This is a genomic window from Rubripirellula lacrimiformis (genome assembly GCF_007741535.1).
GTDB classification, from domain to species: domain Bacteria; phylum Planctomycetota; class Planctomycetia; order Pirellulales; family Pirellulaceae; genus Rubripirellula; species Rubripirellula lacrimiformis.
The window spans coordinates 4,661,692-4,683,104 of record NZ_CP036525.1; the positions used below are offsets into that span (position 1 = coordinate 4,661,692).

19 protein-coding genes are annotated in these 21,413 nt (G+C 55.3%); 16 read left to right on the top strand and 3 right to left on the bottom strand.

Annotation, left to right across the window (positions count from 1 at the left end):
- The first annotated feature begins 28 nt into the window (after window positions 1-28).
- The 3 genes from K227x_RS30645 (at window position 29) to K227x_RS16315 (ending at window position 2,242) form a co-directional block, all read left to right on the top strand.
- Window positions 29-931, top strand: coding sequence for a hypothetical protein (locus tag K227x_RS30645; protein ID WP_218933300.1), 903 nt, complete (start codon window positions 29-31; stop codon window positions 929-931).
- Window positions 932-1,015: 84 nt separating this feature from the next.
- Window positions 1,016-1,357 carry a DUF3147 family protein gene (locus K227x_RS16310; RefSeq protein ID WP_145171074.1) on the top strand — a complete coding sequence of 114 codons (342 nt, stop codon included), beginning with the start codon at window positions 1,016-1,018 and terminating at the stop codon, window positions 1,355-1,357.
- 219 nt (window positions 1,358-1,576) lie between these two features.
- Window positions 1,577-2,242: a sterol desaturase family protein gene (locus tag K227x_RS16315; protein ID WP_246145853.1), complete on the top strand. Its 666-nt coding sequence runs from the start codon at window positions 1,577-1,579 to the stop codon at window positions 2,240-2,242.
- Between the two features lie 9 nt (window positions 2,243-2,251).
- On the opposite strand, the gene K227x_RS16320 is transcribed toward K227x_RS16315, so the two are convergent.
- Window positions 2,252-2,917 carry a hypothetical protein gene (locus tag K227x_RS16320; RefSeq protein WP_218933301.1) on the bottom strand — a complete coding sequence of 222 codons (666 nt, stop codon included), beginning with the start codon at window positions 2,915-2,917 and terminating at the stop codon, window positions 2,252-2,254.
- 170 nt (window positions 2,918-3,087) lie between these two features.
- Window positions 3,088-3,453, bottom strand: a complete 366-nt coding sequence (locus tag K227x_RS16325) for a hypothetical protein (RefSeq protein ID WP_009096979.1) — start codon at window positions 3,451-3,453, stop codon at window positions 3,088-3,090.
- Between the two features lie 297 nt (window positions 3,454-3,750).
- Here K227x_RS16325 and K227x_RS16330 point away from each other — a divergent pair, with 297 nt between their 5' ends.
- Window positions 3,751-4,383: a hypothetical protein gene (locus tag K227x_RS16330; protein ID WP_145171080.1), complete on the top strand. Its 633-nt coding sequence runs from the start codon at window positions 3,751-3,753 to the stop codon at window positions 4,381-4,383.
- Window positions 4,384-4,630: 247 nt separating this feature from the next.
- Window positions 4,631-6,262, top strand: coding sequence for a TolC family protein (locus K227x_RS16335; RefSeq protein WP_145171082.1), 1,632 nt, complete (start codon window positions 4,631-4,633; stop codon window positions 6,260-6,262).
- Between the two features lie 29 nt (window positions 6,263-6,291).
- On the opposite strand, the gene K227x_RS16340 is transcribed toward K227x_RS16335, so the two are convergent.
- Window positions 6,292-6,855: a hypothetical protein gene (locus K227x_RS16340; protein WP_145171084.1), complete on the bottom strand. Its 564-nt coding sequence runs from the start codon at window positions 6,853-6,855 to the stop codon at window positions 6,292-6,294.
- 421 nt (window positions 6,856-7,276) lie between these two features.
- Between K227x_RS16340 and K227x_RS16345 the strand changes: the two genes are divergently transcribed.
- The 11 genes from K227x_RS16345 (at window position 7,277) to K227x_RS16395 (ending at window position 21,399) form a co-directional block, all read left to right on the top strand.
- A complete protein-coding gene (locus K227x_RS16345) occupies window positions 7,277-8,779 on the top strand; it encodes an efflux RND transporter periplasmic adaptor subunit (protein ID WP_246145855.1) in 1,503 nt (500 codons plus the stop codon).
- A gap of 11 nt (window positions 8,780-8,790) precedes the next feature.
- On the top strand, window positions 8,791-12,042 hold the full coding sequence (locus tag K227x_RS16350) for an efflux RND transporter permease subunit (protein WP_145171086.1): 3,252 nt from the start codon (window positions 8,791-8,793) through the stop codon (window positions 12,040-12,042).
- A 41-nt stretch (window positions 12,043-12,083) separates the two neighbouring features.
- Window positions 12,084-12,752 carry a hypothetical protein gene (locus K227x_RS16355; RefSeq protein ID WP_145171088.1) on the top strand — a complete coding sequence of 223 codons (669 nt, stop codon included), beginning with the start codon at window positions 12,084-12,086 and terminating at the stop codon, window positions 12,750-12,752.
- Window positions 12,753-12,791: 39 nt separating this feature from the next.
- Window positions 12,792-13,325 carry a hypothetical protein gene (locus tag K227x_RS16360; RefSeq protein ID WP_145171090.1) on the top strand — a complete coding sequence of 178 codons (534 nt, stop codon included), beginning with the start codon at window positions 12,792-12,794 and terminating at the stop codon, window positions 13,323-13,325.
- Between the two features lie 108 nt (window positions 13,326-13,433).
- Window positions 13,434-14,216, top strand: a complete 783-nt coding sequence (locus K227x_RS16365; protein WP_145171092.1) for a hypothetical protein — start codon at window positions 13,434-13,436, stop codon at window positions 14,214-14,216.
- Between the two features lie 55 nt (window positions 14,217-14,271).
- Window positions 14,272-15,501 carry an ABC transporter permease gene (locus K227x_RS16370; protein WP_145171094.1) on the top strand — a complete coding sequence of 410 codons (1,230 nt, stop codon included), beginning with the start codon at window positions 14,272-14,274 and terminating at the stop codon, window positions 15,499-15,501.
- Between the two features lie 68 nt (window positions 15,502-15,569).
- Window positions 15,570-16,253 (top strand): ABC transporter ATP-binding protein, encoded by a 684-nt coding sequence (locus K227x_RS16375; RefSeq protein WP_145171096.1) that lies wholly within the window; start codon window positions 15,570-15,572, stop codon window positions 16,251-16,253.
- A gap of 156 nt (window positions 16,254-16,409) precedes the next feature.
- The gene (locus K227x_RS16380) at window positions 16,410-17,171 is read left to right on the top strand and encodes a methyltransferase family protein (RefSeq protein ID WP_145171098.1); all 762 of its coding nucleotides are present in this window, start codon (window positions 16,410-16,412) and stop codon (window positions 17,169-17,171) included.
- Window positions 17,168-17,410 carry a BON domain-containing protein gene (locus K227x_RS16385; RefSeq protein ID WP_218933302.1) on the top strand — a complete coding sequence of 81 codons (243 nt, stop codon included), beginning with the start codon at window positions 17,168-17,170 and terminating at the stop codon, window positions 17,408-17,410. Before K227x_RS16380 ends, K227x_RS16385 begins: the two co-directional genes overlap by 4 nt.
- Before the next feature lie 242 nt (window positions 17,411-17,652).
- Window positions 17,653-18,918 (top strand): trypsin-like peptidase domain-containing protein, encoded by a 1,266-nt coding sequence (locus tag K227x_RS16390; RefSeq protein WP_246146854.1) that lies wholly within the window; start codon window positions 17,653-17,655, stop codon window positions 18,916-18,918.
- Between the two features lie 21 nt (window positions 18,919-18,939).
- Entirely contained in the window at window positions 18,940-21,399 is a 2,460-nt protein-coding gene (locus K227x_RS16395) for a heavy metal translocating P-type ATPase (protein WP_145171102.1), read from the top strand.
- Window positions 21,400-21,413: the final 14 nt, after the last annotated feature.

The following is a 21,413-nucleotide window of genomic DNA, read 5'->3' on the forward strand; positions in this document are numbered from 1 at the left end:
GTTTATGAAAATTACATGGAAACTTACTATGAAAACCTCGATCACAACTTGTTCACTCGTGTTTTGTGGACTCCTCGGATTCACTGGGTGCAAACAGAAAACTAATACCACTCCCGCAGCCACCTCGCCCGCCGCTGCGACGAGTGACGATGGCGGACACGTCCACGACGATGGTACTGTACACGCCGCGCACGGTGGTCACGCTGCTGGTCCGCACGACGGCACCGTCGTCGACTGGGGTGGTGGCAAGTTCCACGTCGAATTCACCGTCAATCATGACAAGCAAGAGGGCACGATCTATATCCTCGGTTCAGACGAGAAGTCGCCGGTTCCGATCGACGCCGAGTCCATCGACTTGAGCATCAGTGATCCCATGATGCAGGTGTCGCTCACCGCGGCACCTCTGGACAGCGATCCAGCAGGAAAAGCATCACGTTTTGTCGGCACCCACGAGAAGTTGGCCGTCGTTCAGGAATACGCGGGAACGATTGCCGGAGTCATCGACGGCACGCCGTATTCCGGTGACTTTACCGAAGAAGCACATGACCACGGACATTCGCACGGAGCCGATGATGCATTGGTTTGGGAAGGCGAGCCACGCGAACATGCAGGGTTGACGATTCAGCTTGGACACCACGGAAAGCATCTGCACGCTGGTGAAGAAGTCGAACCGGCTGTCTCCATCGTCCGCAACGGAAAGCCTGTCGACGATGCAAAAGTCTTCAACGCGTTGGTCAGCGCCGATGGTCAATCGGTTCTGGCGAAGGAAGTCGCGACTGTCTATGAGCCAACCACGGACGAGGAACCGGCCCACTACGCACAAGGTGGCCTTGCGATTCCCAGCGGCGTCAGCAAAGTCATCCTTCGCTTCCGTATTGTCCCAGCTGGTGCTGATCCAGCGACGTTCGACGTTCCTGTGACCGTTGAATAATCGCAACGGAGCGAACCCACAAGGGAGACCTTTGCCTCGAGGTAACAGGGTCAACGGTACTGTTAAAGATTTGAAACGAAAAGTGTGAACGACATGGTTTGGATGATAGTCAAAGCGTTGATCTCGGCAGCCGTTATCGTGGCGGTTGCCGAGATCGCTGGACGGATGCCGAGACTTGGCGCGTTGTTGTTGACACTGCCGATCATCAGTATCCTGGCGTTCATTATGACGTGGAACAAGGAACACGACATGAACTCGATAGCGGCTCTGGCTCGCTCGACGCTCGTGCTTGTTCCACTCGGTCTACCGTTCTTCGCTCCGTTTGCCTTGTCAGCAAAAACAGGACTTTCGTTTTGGCCCAGCTTTGCAATCGGCGTCCTACTGGCGTCGGTAACCATAGGGGCCTGGTTCCGATTCGGTCCATAATCAGTGGCATTGGGATTCGCATATGACGCGGACCAGTGCCAAGAATCCGAGATATTTTAGGGAGTCTCAAGTCTGAAAGGTCAATCCGAAATTTTCGTTCGCCTAACCTGCTTTTTCCTTGTGCTGATTACGATGGCGGCTTGGGAGTGGCTTGCGCCGCGTCGCAAACTGTCACTAAAACGACCTTGGCGGTGGAGTAGCAACATCGGCCTGGTCGTCTTGAATGGACTTCTGGTTCGGCTCTTGGTGCCGATGACGGCCGTGGGTGCTGCAGTTTATGCACAGACACAGGGCTGGGGATTGTTGAACATCGTGGATTGGCCAATGTGGCTTGAGGTTGCGATTGGTATTCTTGTCTTGGACCTCGCGATTTATGGTCAACATGTGTTGTTCCATGCGGTCCCTTGGCTTTGGCGATTGCACATGGTCCACCATGCCGACATGGATTTTGACGTGACGACGGGACTGCGGTTTCACACCTTTGAAATTCTTTTTTCTGCCTTGATCAAGTTGGGCGTCGTCATTGTGCTGGGACCAGCGGCTGTCGTGGTCGTTGCCTTTGAAGTGATGCTCAATGCGACGTCGATGTTCAATCACAGCAATGTCTCGATTCCGCTGTGGCTCGATCGTGTTTTGCGTTTTTTGGTTGTCACACCGGACATGCACCGTGTGCATCATTCGATCATCCGACGCGAAACGAACAGCAACTTCGGTTTTAATCTTCCCTGGTGGGACTATCTATTTCGGACCTATGTGGCGCAGCCAAAAGATGGCCACGAACACATGTTGATTGGAGTCAAGGAACTTCGCGACGAACACCAAACCGAACGCCTACCAGGAATGTTGCAATTGCCGTTTCGGTCAAACAGCAAACAGAAACAGTAGTCCACATTTTCAGCCAACTTTAACGGATGAACTAACGAGAGTTGTTAGGCTCGGTGGTGGTCCGTCCATTCTGATTGGACCGTTGTTCGTGGGTGGACTGCTTGGCTGTGCTGGACGGTCGCGAGGAGCTTCGTAGCGTGGAAGCTCGGGAACTGCATTGCGGTTGGGAAGCGTTGGTGCAGTCATCGGCTGACGATCGGGCGTGCCGAAAGTGACGGCGGGGTTTTGGAGACTCGGATTCACTGGGCCGTGTGAGTGCCCATCGTGTGAATGGTCGCCATGATCATGGCCATCGTTGGCATGGTGGCCGTGGTCATTATAGGAACCCGCCGCGCCGTTTGGGATTTCATACTGACGAGGTGCGCCGAGGTAGGGTGCATCCTGATAGGGTGGATTCTGTTGGGACAATCCACCTTGTGCGGGCTGGATGTACTGCAACGGGCAACCGACATCGTCGGGGCAGTACACGCTGTTGTTGCTGTGATATTGGTTCAGCGGCATGTCGACGTATCCGAGAGCGATCGGGGCGTGACCGTGATGGCTGTCTTGGTAGTGGTACGAGTCGTGCGCATAGTGATGACCGCCCTGGTAGTGCCCGTAAAAATGTCCGTGGTCGGTATGGTGATGAGCTCCATGACCATATCCATGCCAGTGCTGAGCAGTTGCTGGTTGCATTTGCGAAAAGGAAGCGAAAGCGAATGCGGCGAGCGCAACGACGGCGTGTTTCGGCATGTTTTTCATTTCGTTGTAAGTTTTGCACAGAGACAAGAAGGACGGACGAGACTTGCTCGCCCGTCCAGTCGATTCAGAACGGTCGGTAACATTCGCAAGCGAACAACGCTTGATTAGTGATGGCCGCCAGCACCTAGAACATGGAAGCGTCCGATATCAAGGTGCAATCCACCGCGTTGACGATAGGGTTGTGATCGGTAGGTAGGAGAGTACTGTTGCTGGTATTGTGGTTGATAGCTCGGTTGGTACGTTTGGCCGTATCCATAACCGCCGTAGTTCGATGAATAGCCGTAATTGCCATAGGTTTGAACGGGTGCTTGAGCGTAGCCGCCATGGTGACCGCCACCGTGATGGCCGCCGGAGTAGGCGTGGTGTCCGCCATGACCACCATGAAAGTAGTCGCTAGCGGTGGCACCGGTATTTCCGGCAAAGGCGAACAATCCTGCTGCGAGAGCGGCAATTGCGAAGGCACGATTCATAAGGTTCAGTCCTGACATTCGAGGGGAGGTTCACGGCAAGTGCCGCTGGCTAAGCTTCTAACGCATTGCGTGTGCCAAACCGAAAAACCATTGATTGACTCGGTTTTGCAGAACTCTGCGTTGTCACATTGATGACTTCGTGTCGCGAATGAGACGACAGACTGAGAATTGTTGGAAGATTGACTTTCTTTCCCTACCCCTCGTTTGGTCTGTTAGACTGACTCTTGGTGGGCAATGTGATTGGTCCGACGGATTGTGATTGTCCCACAGGAATCCCCCCCGTAAGGAGTTGATTTAATGAGACGTTTCTTCACCGTCGCCGTTGGCGTAGTTGCGTTAGCGACCACCGCTCAGGCCCAATGGGTCGTGCCGCACACGACCACACATCAACACAATGTGCCGCATACGACGACACACACCGACTATGTCCAGCATGGCAACCATGTCGATGCAGTGCCTCATACAACAACGCACATCGACAGAGTTCCTCACACCACCACGCATTTCGATCAAGTTACGCCTTACGGCAATCAACCGATCGTGAATCAGCAGTACCAACAGCAGTACCGCTCAGCTCGTCCGGTGATTCAGGGTACCGTGATTCAAGGTAGGGTGATTCAAGGGCAGTACCCACAGCAACAATACATTCAAGGTCAGGCGTACCCGCAACAGACCTATCAGCAACAAGGTCGAGTGATCTACCGAAACGGCGTTCGCCAGACTTACACCCAACCTTATCAGTCGTACCGTCCCAGCTACCAGTCCAACGGCCATCTGCATACGGAAACGCACACTGACTACGTTCCCCACACGCAAACTCACATCGACTACCAACGGCACGGCAATCACTTGCATGCCGTTCCTCACACCACGACGCACATTGACGCGGTTCCTCATACCACCACGAACGTTCATGGTGGGCACCACTGAACGAAGTGCCATTGAACAAAGTGCCTCGCTGAGGCATTGAATCGTTGAAATGAATCCTGCCGGAATGGAATCCGGCGTGATTTGGCTTCGTTTGCAGGCCCTTCTGCGGGTTTCTTCCGCACAACCGTCACCACCGCACTCAAATGAGTTGGGGAAGGTCCGACTACAGCGATTCGACGCAATATCTCGTTCATACTGAACCGATCGAAAACTCCGGCTGGTCTTATTTTTCACGGAGGAAAACGCGGTGATCACAACACAACCGACCAGCAATCGTACTCGTCAATCGCGGCGTCGGCGGTTGCGTGCGGCTTTGAGTATGACATTGACGCTGGGTTCAGCGATGAGTTTCACGGCGGGTTGCCAGAGTGTTGGCAATCACGTTGCGACATCAGCTCACAATCCCACAATGCTTCAATCGAGTGAAGCGAACGTCGCCTCGACACCGGCGACGGCCATCGTTGCGGCACCCGTGATCACGGTCGCGTACAACGACAAGTCGGATGACGACAAACCCGTTGCAACGGAAGAGGATGATTCCGATAAGGAGTCCGCCGGTTCCTTGCGAGACATCATGGCGCTGGATTCGCCCGAACAGTCGCTCAGCGAAGTCGCCGTTGTGCCATTTTCAACCGGCAATGAGTACTACCTCAGCGAACAGCCCGCCGGATTGACGCTCGAAGCGATCGAGTCGATGGCTTTGGCGAACAATCCGACCATCGCTGAATTGGTCGCGACAACGCAAAAAGCCGCGGGTTTCAAATGCCAAGTCGGGCTGCGTGCCAACCCTGTACTCGGCTACAGCGCTGTCCAACTCGCCGACCAAGGTACCGATCAGCACTCGGTGTTCATCTCACAAACAATCATTACCGGCGATAAATTGGCATTGAACCGCGCCGTGCTCAATGAAGCCTTGCGTGCTCAGCTCATGCAGCTCGAAGCCCAGAAGTATCGCATTGCGACTGACATTCGTATCACGTTCTACGATGCCTTGGCGGCACAGCAACGAGTGAATTTGATCCGCGATTTCCAATCGGTCGCTGACAAGGGAGTCGATATAGCCGAGCAACTCAAAGAGGCACAAGAAGGCTCGCAACTGGAAATCGTCCAAGCAAAGGTTCAAAAGAACGAGATTGACTTGGCCCTCCGGCAAGCCCAGATTCGTTTCGACGCCGCGTGGCGAGAGATGGCCGCCTTGGCTGGCAACCCTGACATGATGCCCGTGCCACTCCAAGGGACACTGCCTAACACGGAAACCACCTTGGACTGGTCGATCGTTGCGTCCACGATGATCGCATCCAGCCCCGAAGTACAGTCGGCGCAGGCACGAATCAATCAAGCCAGAGCCAATCTTTGCCGCCAACAGGCTCAGCCGATTCCGAACTTAGATTTGCAGCTCGCCTCGGGTTATGACAACGGAACGGACAACGGCATGATTAACTTTCAAGTCGGAGCACCGATCCCCGTCTTCAACAAAAACCAAGGCAACATCTCGGCCGCCCGCGCCGAGTACGTGCGTGCATCACGCGAACTCCAGCGGATCGAAAACTCGATCAAAGCACGCTTGGCCCAGGTTTCGCGAGACTACGATTCTTCATTAGTCGCCGTCGAGCAGTACGCCAACGACATCCTTCCCAACGCGGAAGACGGCTTAAAGCTCGCTGAGCTTGCCTACAAAGCCGGCGAAACGAGCTTCGTTCAAGTCCTGGTGTCCCGCCGAACCTACTTCGATACGAACCTGCAATACATCGTGTCGCAGCAGCAACTGGCTCAAGCCCGCGCACGAGTTGATGGCTTCGTCCTAACCGGTGCTTTGGATGCCGTGATCGACAACAGCGGCGACGATAGTTTGCGAGGATTGACGCTCAGCCAGCAATAGGTTGAATGCCGATTCCGCTGGAAACTGTCTCAGGATGGGACAGTGTCGAGGTCAGATTGACAACGTTTCAAGAATTTGCCAGACGTCGGTTTTGCGATATTTCCCAACGATTCGCAGTCATTTTTTGATTGGCACAACTCGTGCAATACCTGACCGCTGAAGAATTCGGTATAGCCCTCAATCGAGAAAGCCGATAGAACAACTGCGACGATTAGACGCAATACGCCGATCGTCCGCGTCCTAACAAAGCGAACATGTTTCACAAACTCCTCACCTATTCGACGATGACCGCCGTAGTGCTTCATGCACTGCTGGGTTGTTGCGTGCATCACGCTCACGCGGGTCACACGCACGGTCACGATGTTGAGCAGGTGATGGTGGACGTTCCGCACGTGGTTGGTCTCAATGACGCTGACCACGATCATGACGGACATACGCACGCAGGTCATAAAGATTCGTGCCAACATCAGCACAATGCAGATGGCTCGATTGCTTGCGAGTGCTTTGATGACGAATCCAGTCAGCCTTGTTCGGGTTCGCATGGACCACATGAATCCTGTGGCGAAGCTGACTGCAACATCGTTGCCGATCAACGAGACAACGACGTTTCGTTGATGTTGACCCTTGATTGGTCGCCCTTGCTGACGCACTGTTTGTCGTTGTCGTCGCAAGACCTACTCGCAATACGGACGGAGTACGGTTCGCCGCCCGATCCGCACTGCGTTGTGCCGCCCCTTCGCCTCCAGACTCAAGTCTGGCGTCTGTAAGGTCCGCTCTCGTCCGTGATTGGATGAGAGTGTTCGTGCCTCCATGCCGGTGCGGAAGTCGTCAAGACTTTCGATCCTCGTGCATCAGCTCCGACACTCTTGGCGAAATCCGCTAGCGCTAATCCATGCGTCTGGCATTCGCCGTTCATCTGCCACGGACGCTTCTTCGCGTTGACCTTCCTCTGATCCACACGCAACCGAATGGTGGATCGGTTTCTCCGGCAGTTGTTCCGTTGGTTTCGTTACCATGAAAATCCGTATGCCCAAAATCCCCATGAAGTGGGTTTGGTTAGTCGCCACGCTGATCGTTGTGATCGTCGGTGGTTTTACTTGGCAGCATTGGTTCCCGGCCACCAAGGCGTGGGTCGATCGAACCGCTGTTTCGTTCCGCAATGGCGGCGGCGAATCGCATGAAGGTGAAGCGACTGGTGAGGCTGATCCTCATGCCGGTCACGATCATGCAGCGCATGCTGGCCACGACGAGGCGACTTCGCTCGAATTGTCAAAGCAGGCGATCCGTAACATCGGCTTGTCCGACGAAACGATCCGCCCGATCAAGCTAGAAACCTTCCGCCGATCCATCACGGTGCCCGCCGTCGTCGTTGAACGCCCTGGTCGTTCGCGTGTCCAAGTTGCCACGCCGATGACCGGCGTCATCACGCATGTTCACGCGGTGCAAGGCGAAGCGGTCGAGCCGGGAAGCCTGTTGTTTCAGATTCGTTTGACGCACGAAGACCTCGTCAACGCACAAACCGACTTCGTCCGCACGCTCGGCGAACTGGATGTCGAGAATCGCGAGATCGCTCGTCTGGAGCAAGTCACCCGAAGTGGTGCGGTCGCGGGTAAGGTTCTGCTGGAGCGGCAATACTCGCGCGACAAGCTGAACGCGAATCTAGGTGCCCAGCGGGAAGCATTGCGTTTGCACGGACTGTCGGACGATCAAGTGAATCAAATCGAACGCGAGCGACGGCTGCTGCGTGAGTTGCAGGTTTTCACACCGAGCGTGGACAGTCACGGTGAAGCCGAGTTGCGATTGACCCAGCGATTCGTCCAGGCGAGTTTCGTTCTGGAAGACAAGCCCCAGCACACTGACTCTCAGCATACCGGCCCGTTGATCCTGCAAGACTTGTCCGTTCACAAGGGACAGTCCGTTAATGCGGGCGAAACGCTCTGCATCCTAACCGACTACGACGAGTTGTTCATCGAAGGTCTCGCGTTCGAGCAAGACATTCGACAGCTTCGAGGTGCCTCACAAAACGGTTGGAAGGTCGATGCGATCATCGAACAACCGGGTTCCGAATCCCGCGTGATCGAAGGCTTGGAAATCGCGTATCTGGCCAACCAAGTGGACGCCACGACGCGCACATTGAACTTCTACGTTCGGCTTCCAAACGAAGTTGCGAAGGATCGTCGTAACGACGGCAACCGCTACGTCGAATGGCGTTACGTCCCCGGTCAACGGATGCAGTTGCGAGTACCAGTCCAAGAAATGCCGGAACAAATCGTGGTGCCTGTCGAGGCAGTGGCGAGCGAAGGAGCGGAAACCTTCGTGTTCCAGCAGAACGGCAGTCACTTCGACCGCGTGCCGGTTCATGTGAAGTATCGCGATCAGTATTCCGCCGTGATCGACAACGACGGTTCGCTGTTCCCTGGTGACGTCATCGCCATGCGTGGCGCTCATCAAATGCAAATGGCTCTCAAAAACAAGTCTGGCGGTGGAGTTGATCCACACGCAGGCCACAACCACTAAGGAGCCACATCATGCTTAATTCAATCATTCGTTTTGCGTTGAAGCAACGCATGCTTGTCATCGCCGTTGCCCTGTTCCTGGTGGGATTCGGGACTTGGCAGGCGATGCAGGCTCCGATCGACGTCTTCCCCGACCTGAACCGGCCTCGCGTAGTCATCATGACCGAGGCACCGGGGTTGGCACCGGAGGAAGTCGAGACACTGATTACGTTTCCGATTGAAACGGCGGTCAATGGCGCGAATGGCGTTCAAGCCGTTCGCAGTTCGTCGGGCGTTGGTATCTCGGTCGTCTATGTCGAGTTCGATTGGAACACGGACATTTACAACGACCGTCAAATCGTTGCCGAGCGGTTGCAACTCGTTCAAGAACGGATGCCGAAAGGCGTAAAGCCAACGCTCGCACCGATCTCTTCGATCATGGGTCAAATCCTGATGTTGGGAATGTGGAGCGACGACGGTGCAACCGAACCCCTTGAACTGCGAACGCTCGGTGATTGGGTCGTGCGGCAGCGATTGCTGACCATCCCTGGCGTTTCGCAAGTCTTCACGATGGGCGGCGGACGCAAGCAGTTTCAAGTGTTGGTCGACCCCGATGCGATGTTGCGATTCGGAATTGCGTTACACGAGGTTAAGCAAGCCGTTCAGAACAGCAATGACAACGCCACGGGCGGCTACTTGGATGAACAAGGCCCGAACGAATTGCTAGTTCGCGGTCTGGGCCGTGTTCAGAGCATTGAAGACCTGCAAAAGGTCGTCGTCACGATGAAGGAAGGCCGCCCCATTTCGCTGGGCCAGATCGCTCGCGTCGTCGAAGGTGCGCAAGTCAAACGCGGCGACAGTTCAGCCTGGGTACGCGATGAGGACAGAAATTACAGCGGTGGCCCTGCGGTCATTCTTACGATCAACAAGCAACCGGGAGCCGACACGCGGCGAGTGACCGACGATGTGATGGCGGCAATTGATGAGTTGCGGCCTTCTTTGCCGGGTGACCTACGCATCGAACCGCTCTACACGCAAAAGTCATTCATCGACCGAGCGATCGAGAACGTTGCCGAGGCACTTCGTGACGGCGGCATCTTGGTCGTCATTATCTTGTTCCTGTTCCTGATGAACGTCCGCACGACATTCATCACGCTGACCGCGATTCCGTTGTCGCTGGTAATGACCGCGATCGTGTTTTCAATCTTCGATTTGTCGATCAACACGATGACGCTGGGTGGTTTGGCCGTTGCGATCGGTGAACTGGTCGACGACGCGATCGTCGATGTGGAAAACATCTATCGCCGATTGAAGGAAAATCGGGCCAGCGATAACCCCAAGCATCCCTTGCTGGTCGTATTCCGTGCCAGTATCGAGATTCGCAATTCAATCGTATTCGGCACGATGATCGTGATCCTCGTATTTCTACCGCTGTTCGCGCTCTCGGGCATGGAAGGACGTTTGTTTGCTCCGCTGGGTGTCGCCTACATCGTTTCGATACTTTCGTCGTTACTTGTGTCGCTGACCGTCACACCCGTGCTGTCCTATTGGTTGCTCGGTAGCCAAAAGCTTAAGGGGCACGAGAAAGACGGATTCGTCCTGCGAGGCATCAAATGGGTTGGCGACAAAGTCATCCGCTTCAGCCTGACGGTTCCGCGATTCAATCTAGCCGTCACAGCGGTACTAGTCGTTTTGTCCGGAATGTTCCTGATGAGTCTCGAACGCGACTTCCTGCCGCCATTTAATGAAGGTGCGGTTCAACTAAACGTCGTGTTGCCGCCGGGCACTTCACTGGCTACTTCCAACGACATTTCTAGCCGCGTCGAAACTCGATTGCGAGAGATTGAAGACATCGAAGGATTCATTCGACGTACCGGCCGCGCCGAGTTAGACGAACACGCCGAGGGCGTGAATATGAGCGAGTTCATCTTGGAACTCGATCCCGAATCGCCGCGATCCCGCGAAGAACAGCTCGAAGAAATTCGCGAGGCGATGGCCGACATTCCCGGCATCGTCACTGCGGTCGAGCAACCAATCGCTCACTTGATCTCGCACATGATCTCCGGTGTGAAGGCTCAAATTGGAATCAAAATCTATGGCGACGATCTCGATCTGTTGCGTCGCAAAGCGGGCGAGATGGAAGCGGTAATGAAGACGGTGTCCGGAACGAAGGATGTGCTGGTCGAACCCCAAGTCATCATTCCGCAATTACGGATCGAACTCGACCGCGACAAGCTATTGCTTTACGGACTCAGTGCCGTCGAAGTCAACGAGTTCATCCAAACGGCCCTCAACGGACAAGTCGTTTCCGAAATCTTGATCGGCCAACGCACGTTCGATTTGATGCTGCGTCTCGATGAAGATTACCGCGAGAACCTGCAAACTCTAAAGCGGCTGACGATTGACCTCGCCGACGGTGGGAAAGTGCCGTTGGAATCGGTCGCGAACATCTACCAATCAGGCGGCCCAAACACAATTAACCGCGAAGATGTTCGTCGCCGAATTGTGTTGCAGTGCAACGTCTCCGAGCGAGGCGTGGTTGACGTGGTGGAAGACATTCAAAAGAAATTCCAACCCATTGTCGAGTCGTTGCCGCCGGGATACTTCGTTCAGTACAGCGGACAATTTGAAAGCCAGCAATCGGCATCGCGAGTCATCGGCATCCTGTTCGCCGTCTCGCTAGTGGGCGTGTTCCTGGTTCTGTACACGATGTTCCGCAGCGTCAACCTCTCGCTGCAAGTGATGATGGCCCTGCCAATGGCGTTCATCGGTTCGGTGATCGCGTTGGTCGTCACTGGCCAAACGCTGACCGTTGCCGCAATGGTCGGCTTCATCTCGCTTGCCGGAATCGCATCGCGAAACGGAATCTTGCTGATCAACCACTATTTGCACTTGGTCCAGCACGAAGGCGAAGACTGGACAAAAGAAATGATCGTTCGGGCGGGTCTGGAACGACTCGCTCCCGTGCTGATGACGGCTCTGACCTCCGGCATCGGCTTGGTCCCATTGGTCATGGCGGCTGGCGAACCAGGTAAGGAAATCTTGTACCCGGTCGCGACCGTGATTCTCGGCGGACTGATGAGTTCGACTCTCCTCGACTTCTTCGTTCACCCGGCGTTGTTCTGGCTGATCGGACTGAAATCGGCTGAACGAGTTGTCAACGAATCGAAGACCGACATTCCTTTGTTTGAAGAGTCCGAAGACGAGGAATCTCACCTACCACTCAACCACTCTCGGTCAAGGACGACAGAGACTTCCCAACCCCTTTCCGAACCCGCAACCTAAGACAGGAAGCGAACGGATCATTTTCCAAAAAGGAAAGTTTTATGTTGAAAAGAATATCAAGACTGCTGTGCTTCGTCGCACTCGCATCGGTTGGCAGTATTGCCAGTGCCGAAGAGTCGATCGCATTCTGCTTGCCCGAGTGGAAAGAGATGCACTTCGACGATTCAGCCAAGGCGCAACAGCACCTTGCTGCCGTACAGAAACTGGGCTGTGAAGCCAAGATCGACAACCACGGTGGGCACACCGATGTCGTTTATCGTTCACCAAAATGGAAGAGCATGGAAGTCGCCGACGACAAACTGGCTCACCAATGGGAATCTTGGCTCAAGAAAGCGGGATTCGAGACCTTACACGGTCACGCGGCAGATCACGGCGGCGACGATCATGCTGGGCATGAAGGTCACGACCATGCGGCACACGATCACGATCACGCCGGACATAGTCACGCGGCAGGCCAAGTCGAAGAGGTCAACTACCGCATCACCGACTGGAAAACGATACACATTGAAAACCAAGAACAGCTCGCCGAACTTACCGCGATGTTGAAAGGACTCGGATGCGAGCTGAAAAGCTCACAGCATTCCGGCCACGCCGACTTGAGTTTCCGCTGTCCGCAATGGAAACACATCGAAGTCGGTTCGCACCAAGTTGCCACAACTTGGGAACAGTGGCTCACAAAAACGGGCTTCGAGGCGAAACACGTTCACTAGAAACTCTCAGATCAACCAACTCCCTTCAGGAAAAATCCAATGAAACGCTCAACAAAACTCTTCACGCTCGCACTCGCTTCCATGACCTTCGGTCTTGTTGGCTGCAAAGACGGGGGAACCAACACCGGAACGACCGTTGAAACATCGGCACCTCCGGCGACCGTTGACGATCACACAGAACACGCACACCCCAGCGAAGGACCGCATCATGGCGGATTGATCGAATTGGGCAACGAGGAATACCACGCCGAACTCGTTCACGACGAAGACACTGGCTCGGTAACAATCTATGTGCTCAACGCAGCCGCGACTGAGCAAATTCCGATCGAATCGACCGAGATTACGATCAATGTCAAACATGACGGCAAGCCGGAGCAGTTCAAGCTGGCCGCTTCGCCTGATGCAAATGACCCACAAGGCAAGTCGTCGCGTTTTGTTTCGACAGACGCGGAACTCGGCGAGCACCTAGATGAAGAAGGAGCCGACCCAAAACTCGTCCTAACGATCAACGGCAAATCGTTCCGAGGAACGATCGCACACGACCATGACCACGAAGGTCACGACCACGAGTGATTTTAAAATGATGATCGTAGATTGGAGATTGATATCCAACTCTCCAATCTGCTTTCGTCGATCTGCGACCCCAATTTTCGATCTCCAATTACCAAGGGAATGACGACGATGAAACGGATTTTCAATCAAACGACGATCGCAATGATGATGACACTGGTAACCGCTTGTGTCGCGATGGCCCAAACCGCTCACGCGGCAAGTCCTGCTCAGCAAGCGATTCAAGCGGCCGAAGCCAACAACCAGTTTGCCTTCGTGATGTTCTATCGCGGCAACGATGCGGCGACGAAAACAATGCACGGCACGCTGCAGTCAACACTGGCCAACCGGCAAGACGCCGTGCTCGTGCCTGTGCAAATTGGTAACGTTGCCGAGCAAGCCTTGGTCAAACAGTTCGACGCAACCCGAATGCCGATGCCAGCGGTTGCCACCCTCGCTCCCAACGGTGCGGTGTGCAGCGTTTTCCCGCGACGTGTGACGGAGCAGCAACTTGCCGCCGCGATCGTTTCGCCTGGACAGACGCAAATCCTAAAGGCGCTGCAAGATCGCAAGCTCGTGTTGCTGTGTGCTCAACCCACTGCCGGTGCCCCGGTTCCCGTTGGTGTTCAACAATTTCAAGCCGACGCACTGTACGCCTCTCGAACCGAAGTCGTCACCGTTTTGGCGAACGATCCTGCCGAGGGTGAGTTCTTGACCAAGATCGGAGTGAAACCAGGCCAACCGACACCAGTTGTTGCATTCATGGCACCTCCAGGCGTCATGGTTGGAACCTTCAATGCTAACGTCAGTTTCGATGTGTTGGCTGAGAAGTTAGCAGCCGCCGGCAAATGCTGCGACGACGAAAACTGCAAGCACCACAAATCGGCCCAGGCTTCGCAACCAGCACGACGCTAGTGCTCCTGGTCGGCAACCTTCATTCAACAACCTTCAATTCAGCGGAACGGACTCTATGAAACTTCGTCACTTAATATGGAAAGAACTCTGGCAACGGCCGACGCCGATGCTCACCAGTTTGCTGGCCGTCACGCTTGGCGTCACAGCGCTTGTTGCGATTCAGAACATCACCGTGTTTTCAGAACGCAAGATCGCCGGTGACATGGAGTCCCTCGGTGCGAATGTCTTGGTGTTGCCACCCAGCGTAACACTGCAGGACTATTATGGTGCCGACATGCACGGGCATACGATGCCCGAGGAATACGTCACGCGTCTCGCACTGGCTCGATTGCCGGGCGTTGAAAACCTTGCTCCCAAGTTGTGCGTCGAAGCGGAAGTGGACACGATTCCCGTCACACTGACCGGCATCCTGCCTAAGAGCGAGTTTCAAGCCAAAGCCTCTTGGCAGGGACTCGGTATGTTGGGCAATGCGGTCGGCAGTGATCGCGGTTGTTGTGCGACCGCCGCTGACACCGGCGAAGCCGACAACGATCCAAACTCGTTGGCGACGACACGCACCATCGCCGAACTGGGCGATCGCGATGTGATCCTCGGACGCGATCTCGCCAGCCAACTTGGTGCGAAAGCTGGTGATACGTTGCCGCTACTCGGTGAAGATTTCACTGTTCTCACCGTGTTGCCTTCGACCGGAACGATCGACGACGGACGCATGTTCGCTCACTTGCACAGCGTCCAAGACTTGTCGGGTGCAGGGCCGGTGGTAAACGTCATCGAAATCATGGCGTGCTGTGAAGATGCCGCTGGCGGTTTGATCACGAACCTTTCCGCTGAACTTCCCGAAACGCGAATCGTCACGATCGCACAAGTTGTTCAAACACAAATAGCCGTTAATGGATTGATGTCGCGTTTGTCATGGGTCTTTCTGTCGATCCTGCTGTTGGTCGGTGGAGCGAGCATCGCCAGTGTGATGTATGCCAACGTGACCGAGCGTCGCAAAGAAATCGGAACGCTGATGGCAATCGGAGCCAGTCGCAACTTTGTAACAAAGATGTTTCTTGGCAAAGCCGCAATCTTGGGACTCGCCGGTGGTGCAGCGGGTTTCATTGTCGGCACGATTGTCGCCGCAGTACTGGGGCCACAGTTGCTGGGTATTCATGTACGCCCGATGCCGATACTGCTGGGCGTGGGAATGGCCACAGCAACGATCGTCGCGGTCCTCGCCAGCCTTCTGCCCGCCCGCCGAGCCGCTGGTCTCGATCCGTGCCTTGTCTTCAACGACGCCTGATCGCTGCGTCGCGTGATCGAAAGGTCGTGCTCCATTATCAAAAACCACATTTCAAATCGAACCAAAACATGTATCAACTCAGTTCCGTTACCCAGACCTACGAACGTCGAGGCCAGATCGTTACGGCACTCGACAACGCCGACCTCACGATTCCCGACAACGACTTCATCGCAATCGTCGGCCCCAGCGGGAGTGGCAAGACCACGCTGCTGTCTGTCCTCGGTGGAATGCTTGCACCGTCAACCGGCGACGTGATGCTCGATGGCGAATCGTTGTATGACCTGTCGGTGGAAGAACGCACGGCGTTGCGAGGCCGAAAGATCGGATTCGTCTTTCAGTCGTTCAACTTGATCTCGTGGCTGACCGCTCGCGAAAACGTGCAAATCCCACTGATGTTGTCCGGCAAAACGGCCAAGCAACAAGAAGATCGTGCGATGGAGATGCTCGACCGCGTCGGCTTGTCCGATCGAACCGATCACCGTCCGTCGGAAATGAGCCAAGGACAGCAACAACGAGTCGCGTTGGCGAGGACGCTCGCCAACGATCCGCAAATCATCCTGGCCGATGAACCGACCGGAAACCTCGATTCAGAAACCCGCCAGCAGGTGATGAATTACCTGAATGAATTTCACCAAGACGGGCGAACGATCGTCATGGTCACCCACGACGCCGACACCGCCGCGTTTGCGCACCGCACCATTCGCTTAGTCGCCGGAGTCACAAACGAGGTCTCAATTGCGAAAGCTGCCTAACACAAAGATGGAGAGGTGGTTTCCCGGACTCCGCACTCCCAATATGAAAACTGACGGCTGCCATTCAGCCGTCGGCTAGGTTCCCGGACCGCGTCACTCACCAGCCGACGCGCCGGGAGCCGTTTTTCGCCTTCCAACCCCAAAATAGACTTTCCTATGGCACTCATTGAAGAATTTGAACGCACGGGATCGTGGCTGTTCCGCTGGCGCAGCTATTTACCCTTCGTGTTCTTACCGTTGATCGTGACCGCGGTGCTGCGATATCCCGTGATTGAATTGCATCCCAATTTGCATTTCGTCTGGAGCATCATCAGTCTCGGCGTTTCGCTAGTAGGATTAGCGGTTCGATGTCACGCGGTCGGACACGCCGCTGACGGAACATCGGGTCGCAACACGAAAACGCTAGTTGCCGAAACGCTCAGCACCTCCGGCTTCTACTCGGTCGTCCGGCATCCACTTTACCTCGGCAACTTCTTGATTGCCTTGGGCATCGTGTTGCACTCCGCTGCTCCCTGGTTGGTCGTGGTCTACCTGATGGCATTCACGTTGTATTACGAACGCATCATGTTCACCGAGGAAGCGTTCTTGCGAAAGAAGTTTGGCCGTGTGTTCACCGATTGGTCCAATCGCACGCCCGCGTTCGTACCAAAACTTCGGCAATGGAAGTCGGCCGAACTGCCGTTGGACATCCCCAAAGTCATTCGAGCCGAATCTGCTGCCGTCGCGGTCATCGCATTAACTTTCCCAGCATTGGAATTGGCGATGCACGAAGCTCAGCAAGGCAACGTCGCCATCGAGAAATCGTGGTACATCCTCCTCGGCAGCGGCATTCATCTCTACATCATCGCTCGGGTCATGAAACGGCAACTCCGACGATGGCTCAAGTACGAGCGAATCTTGTACGAGGCTGCAAAGTGAGTTCGCACAGCTCCAAGCACCCTCCTGCGAATCCTGAACCACTCTGCGCTAGAGTCGAACGCATCATCGGGCGATTCGGCTTTGAAGGAGTGCAAGTTTCCAGCGATCAGTCCTGGCACGTCACTCTCACCGGCACAGTCGATGAAGTCAACGACCGCGCGTTAGTCGTCGCGATCGCCCGAACCACACCGGGTGTCACTGTGGTCCGCAGTGAAATCACCTTAACCAAGCAGAACTAGACGGATTCACCTCTCGAACGGAAACATCTCCCATGAAGTTTGATTGCAGAGCCATTGTTTGCGGTTTGTTTGCGTCGATGATCGCGACGATCGCCATTTCGGCGGAACCAGTTTCAATCGAATCCCACGCGGACGTTGCATCGGCGAACGATCTGTCGAACCTTGTTCGCAAGGTTGCGGACCAAGTCTCACCCGGAATCGTCACTGTCTACGCTTTGCGTGGACCAAGGATGACACTTCCTATGCGGTTGCGTGAACAAGCGATTCACGGTCATCAATCTGCGCCATCCACATATCGGCCAACCACATCGTCGCCAATCGACTCTCCCGATGACCAGGGTTCGGGAGTCGTCATCGACCGTGACGGCTGGGTGCTCACTTGCAGCCACGTCGTTGAAAATGCCAGCGCGGTATTTGTGCGAACGGCGGACGGGCAAAAGTTCCATGCCAGCGAAGTCGTTTGCGATCCTGTCTCCGACTTGGCGATCATCAAACTCAAAGACGCTGCCGACCTGCAAGAAGTTAAATTGGCGGACTCCGACAGCCTGGGTGTTGGCGATTGGGTCATATCGCTTGCTTCTCCCTATGATCTTCAACGTTCTGTCAGTGCAGGGATCATCAGTTCGACGCAGCGATGGGTTCCGGCTTCACCCTATCCGTTGATTCAGAATGACGCCTGCACCAATCCCGGCAGTTCCGGCGGAGCGTTGCTGAACCTGCACGGCGAAGTCGTTGGAATCATCGAAGGAGCCGTCACGACGACTGGCGAGTTTCAAGGCATCGGATTAGCAACGCCCATCAATGTTGTTAAAGATGTCACTGAGCAACTTCGCATGAACGGCTACGTCGAGCGATGTCGTTTTGGTTTTGAAACCCAACCGCTGACTCCCGACATGGCCAAGCTGTTGGAGCCATCGCTTCCGGCTGGTCTGTATGTGAAGGCAGTCATGCCACGATCGCCAGCCAGCCTCGCGGGTTTGCTTGAGGGTGATGTGATTACCGAGTTTGACGGCAAAGTTGTAACGCAATCGTTTGACCCGGACTCAATCAACGCGAACGCGGCAACAGTCAAGTCACATGCGATGAAAGTGCTTCGCGACCACGAGGTCATTGATTTACAGATTTTGCTGAAGCACACATCGCACTCTAGCGCAACACCGACAATTCCCCAGACGCCACCAACGGATTCGTTCGAGCACTACGATTCGCTCAATGGCCTGGGACTTGCGACGTTAACTCCGTCGATGATTCGTGAGCTTGACCTTCCACCGGATGCACATGGCCCGTTGATTACGCATGTTTCTTACGATAGTGAAGCGTATCGCGAGGGCATAGCGGCTGGCATGGTAATTGCTCGCATCAACAATCAGCGAATTGTAAACATAGGCCAGTATGTGGAGATCATTAAAGAGCTGAAGCCTGGTAAGCCATTGCTCTTTCTGTTGCAGTCCGACCAAGGCTCGCATTTGGTGATGCTGGAAACGCATCGGCGAGAAGGCAATGACTAACCCAAGCGAGATCGACCTACTATGAGAAAAGAAAAGATTGAACTCAACCTGGTTCTTCCGACGGTCAAAGATGCGGACGATTCGTGCATCAGGCGGCTGGCGGAGTTGCTGCAAAGCAAAGTTGGAATCGACGCGGCACATTCAATCAAGCCGAGTGACGAAAGCCCAGGGCAAATCTGCGTTCACTACGACCCGAGCGTGGTCTCGACGGGCGAGGTTCGCGAATTGGTACGTCGAGCTGGGGCAGAGCTTGACCAACGCTACGGGCATTGGCATAAGCGAGTTGAGCCGATGCACGCAGGCCGAGCATCCGCGATTGAATCGCGTTTGGCTCGAATCGACGGTGTCATCGAATCAGTGGTCTCCCCGGACGGAGCCGTTCGAGTCGAATTCGATCGTCAATCAACCGACGCTTCGTCGATCGCAAGGGCACTGGATGATTGGTCATCGTCTGACCTGAAAGAAGACGACGAGCATGAAGGTCATCGGCACGACGACGAAGGTCACGAAGACGATCACGACCATGCCGGTCATGACCATGCACACGGCGGCATCTTCGGACCGAAGTCGGAGCTGATCTTTGCGGTCCTTTGCGGCGTTTTCCTGTTGGTCGGTTGGCTGATCGAAACCTTCGCGGAACTGAACGAGTGGATTCCGCTGGCGTGCTACATCGCCGCTTACCTGTTCGGTGGCTACTACACCGTCATCGAAGCGATCGAGAAAATCCGAGCGGGCAAGTTTGAGATCGACTTCTTGATGATCGTGGCTGCTGCCGGTGCCGCTTCGCTGGGAGCGTGGGCCGAAGGTGCGTTGCTGCTGTTCCTGTTCAGCATCGGCCACGCCTTGGAAGGCTACGCGATGGGGCGAGCCAAACGTGCCATCGAAGCACTGTCCGAACTGGCTCCGAAAACAGCACGAGTTCGACGCGATGGCAACGAATTAGAGATCCCCGTCGAAGAGCTGGTCGTTGGCGACATCGTCATCATCAAACCTGACGAGCGAGTCCCAGCAGACGGTTTCGTGACCGCCGGTGAGTCCAGCATCAACCAAGCCCCGATCACCGGCGAAAGCGTTCCTGTCGATAAACGCCCTGTCGCGGACGTTGCCGCTGCCGCATCCGATCCCGAGTCGCTTCCGCCAGAGCATCGTGCATTCGCCGGAACGATCAACCAATCGGGATCGCTTGAAATCCAAGTCACCAAGCTCGCATCCGAAAACACACTGGCCCGTGTCGTCACGATGGTCAGCGAAGCAGAAACGCGGGTGTCGCCAACGCAGAAGTTCACCAAGAAGTTCGAGCGATACTTTGTCCCGTCAGTCATTGCCGGTGTCGTACTGTTGATGTTCGCACCGCTCGTCATCGACGAAACCTTCAGCGAATCGTTCTACCGAGCGATGGCGGTTCTAGTCGCCGCCAGCCCATGTGCGTTGGCGATCGCAACGCCCAGTGCGGTGCTCAGCGGCGTCGCCCGAGCGGCACGCGGCGGTATCCTCGTCAAAGGTGGCGGACCACTAGAAAGCCTCGGCAGTCTCGACGCAATCGCGTTTGACAAAACCGGAACGCTCACCGAGGGCGAACCCAAAGTCACCGACGTTCGCACGGCTGACGGTGTCGATGAGACTGAACTGCTACGAACCGCGATCGCAGTAGAAGACCTCAGCAAACATCCGCTTGCCAAAGCCGTGGTCCGCGACGGATCAAAAAGACTGGATGACGGTCTTACGATTCCGGATGCTACTGATTTGCAGAGCATCACCGGGCGCGGCATTGAAGCGACGGTCGAAGGAGACATCGTCCATATTGGCAAAGACGACTTGTTCGTCGAAGTCGATGGACCACCGCTGCCAGATAGCGTTCGAGAGATTGTCGAATCGCTAGAAGAGAATGGACGCACAACGATGATCGTCCGGCGCGGCGATCGTTACCTCGGCGTCATCGGTTTGATGGACACACCGCGTGAGGCTGCCAAACGAACGATTTCGCGGCTTCGCGAACTCGGCATCGAACGAATGATTATGATTTCCGGCGACAATCAGAAGGTCGCTGATGCGGTCGCGAAAGAAGTCGGCCTCGATGAAGCCCGCGGCGACTTGATGCCTGACGACAAGGTCAACGAAATTAAGAAGCTGCAAAGCGAAGGCGGCGTCGCAATGGTTGGCGACGGAGTCAACGACGCACCCGCCATGGCATCCGCCTCCGTCGGCATCGCGATGGGAGCCGCCGGCAGCGATGTCGCCCTCGAAACCGCCGACGTCGCACTGATGGCCGACAACCTCGACCACTTGCCGCTGGCGATCGGACTCAGCCGCGCCACACGCCGCATCATTCGTCAAAACCTCTGGATGAGTCTCGGCATGGTCGCGTTCCTCGTCCCCGCCACGATCCTCGGTCTCAACATTGGCCCCGCAGTTGCATTGCACGAAGGCAGTACGCTCGTCGTCGTCTTCAACGCATTGCGACTATTGGCTTACAAACAATAGAGGTCATTCGCGAG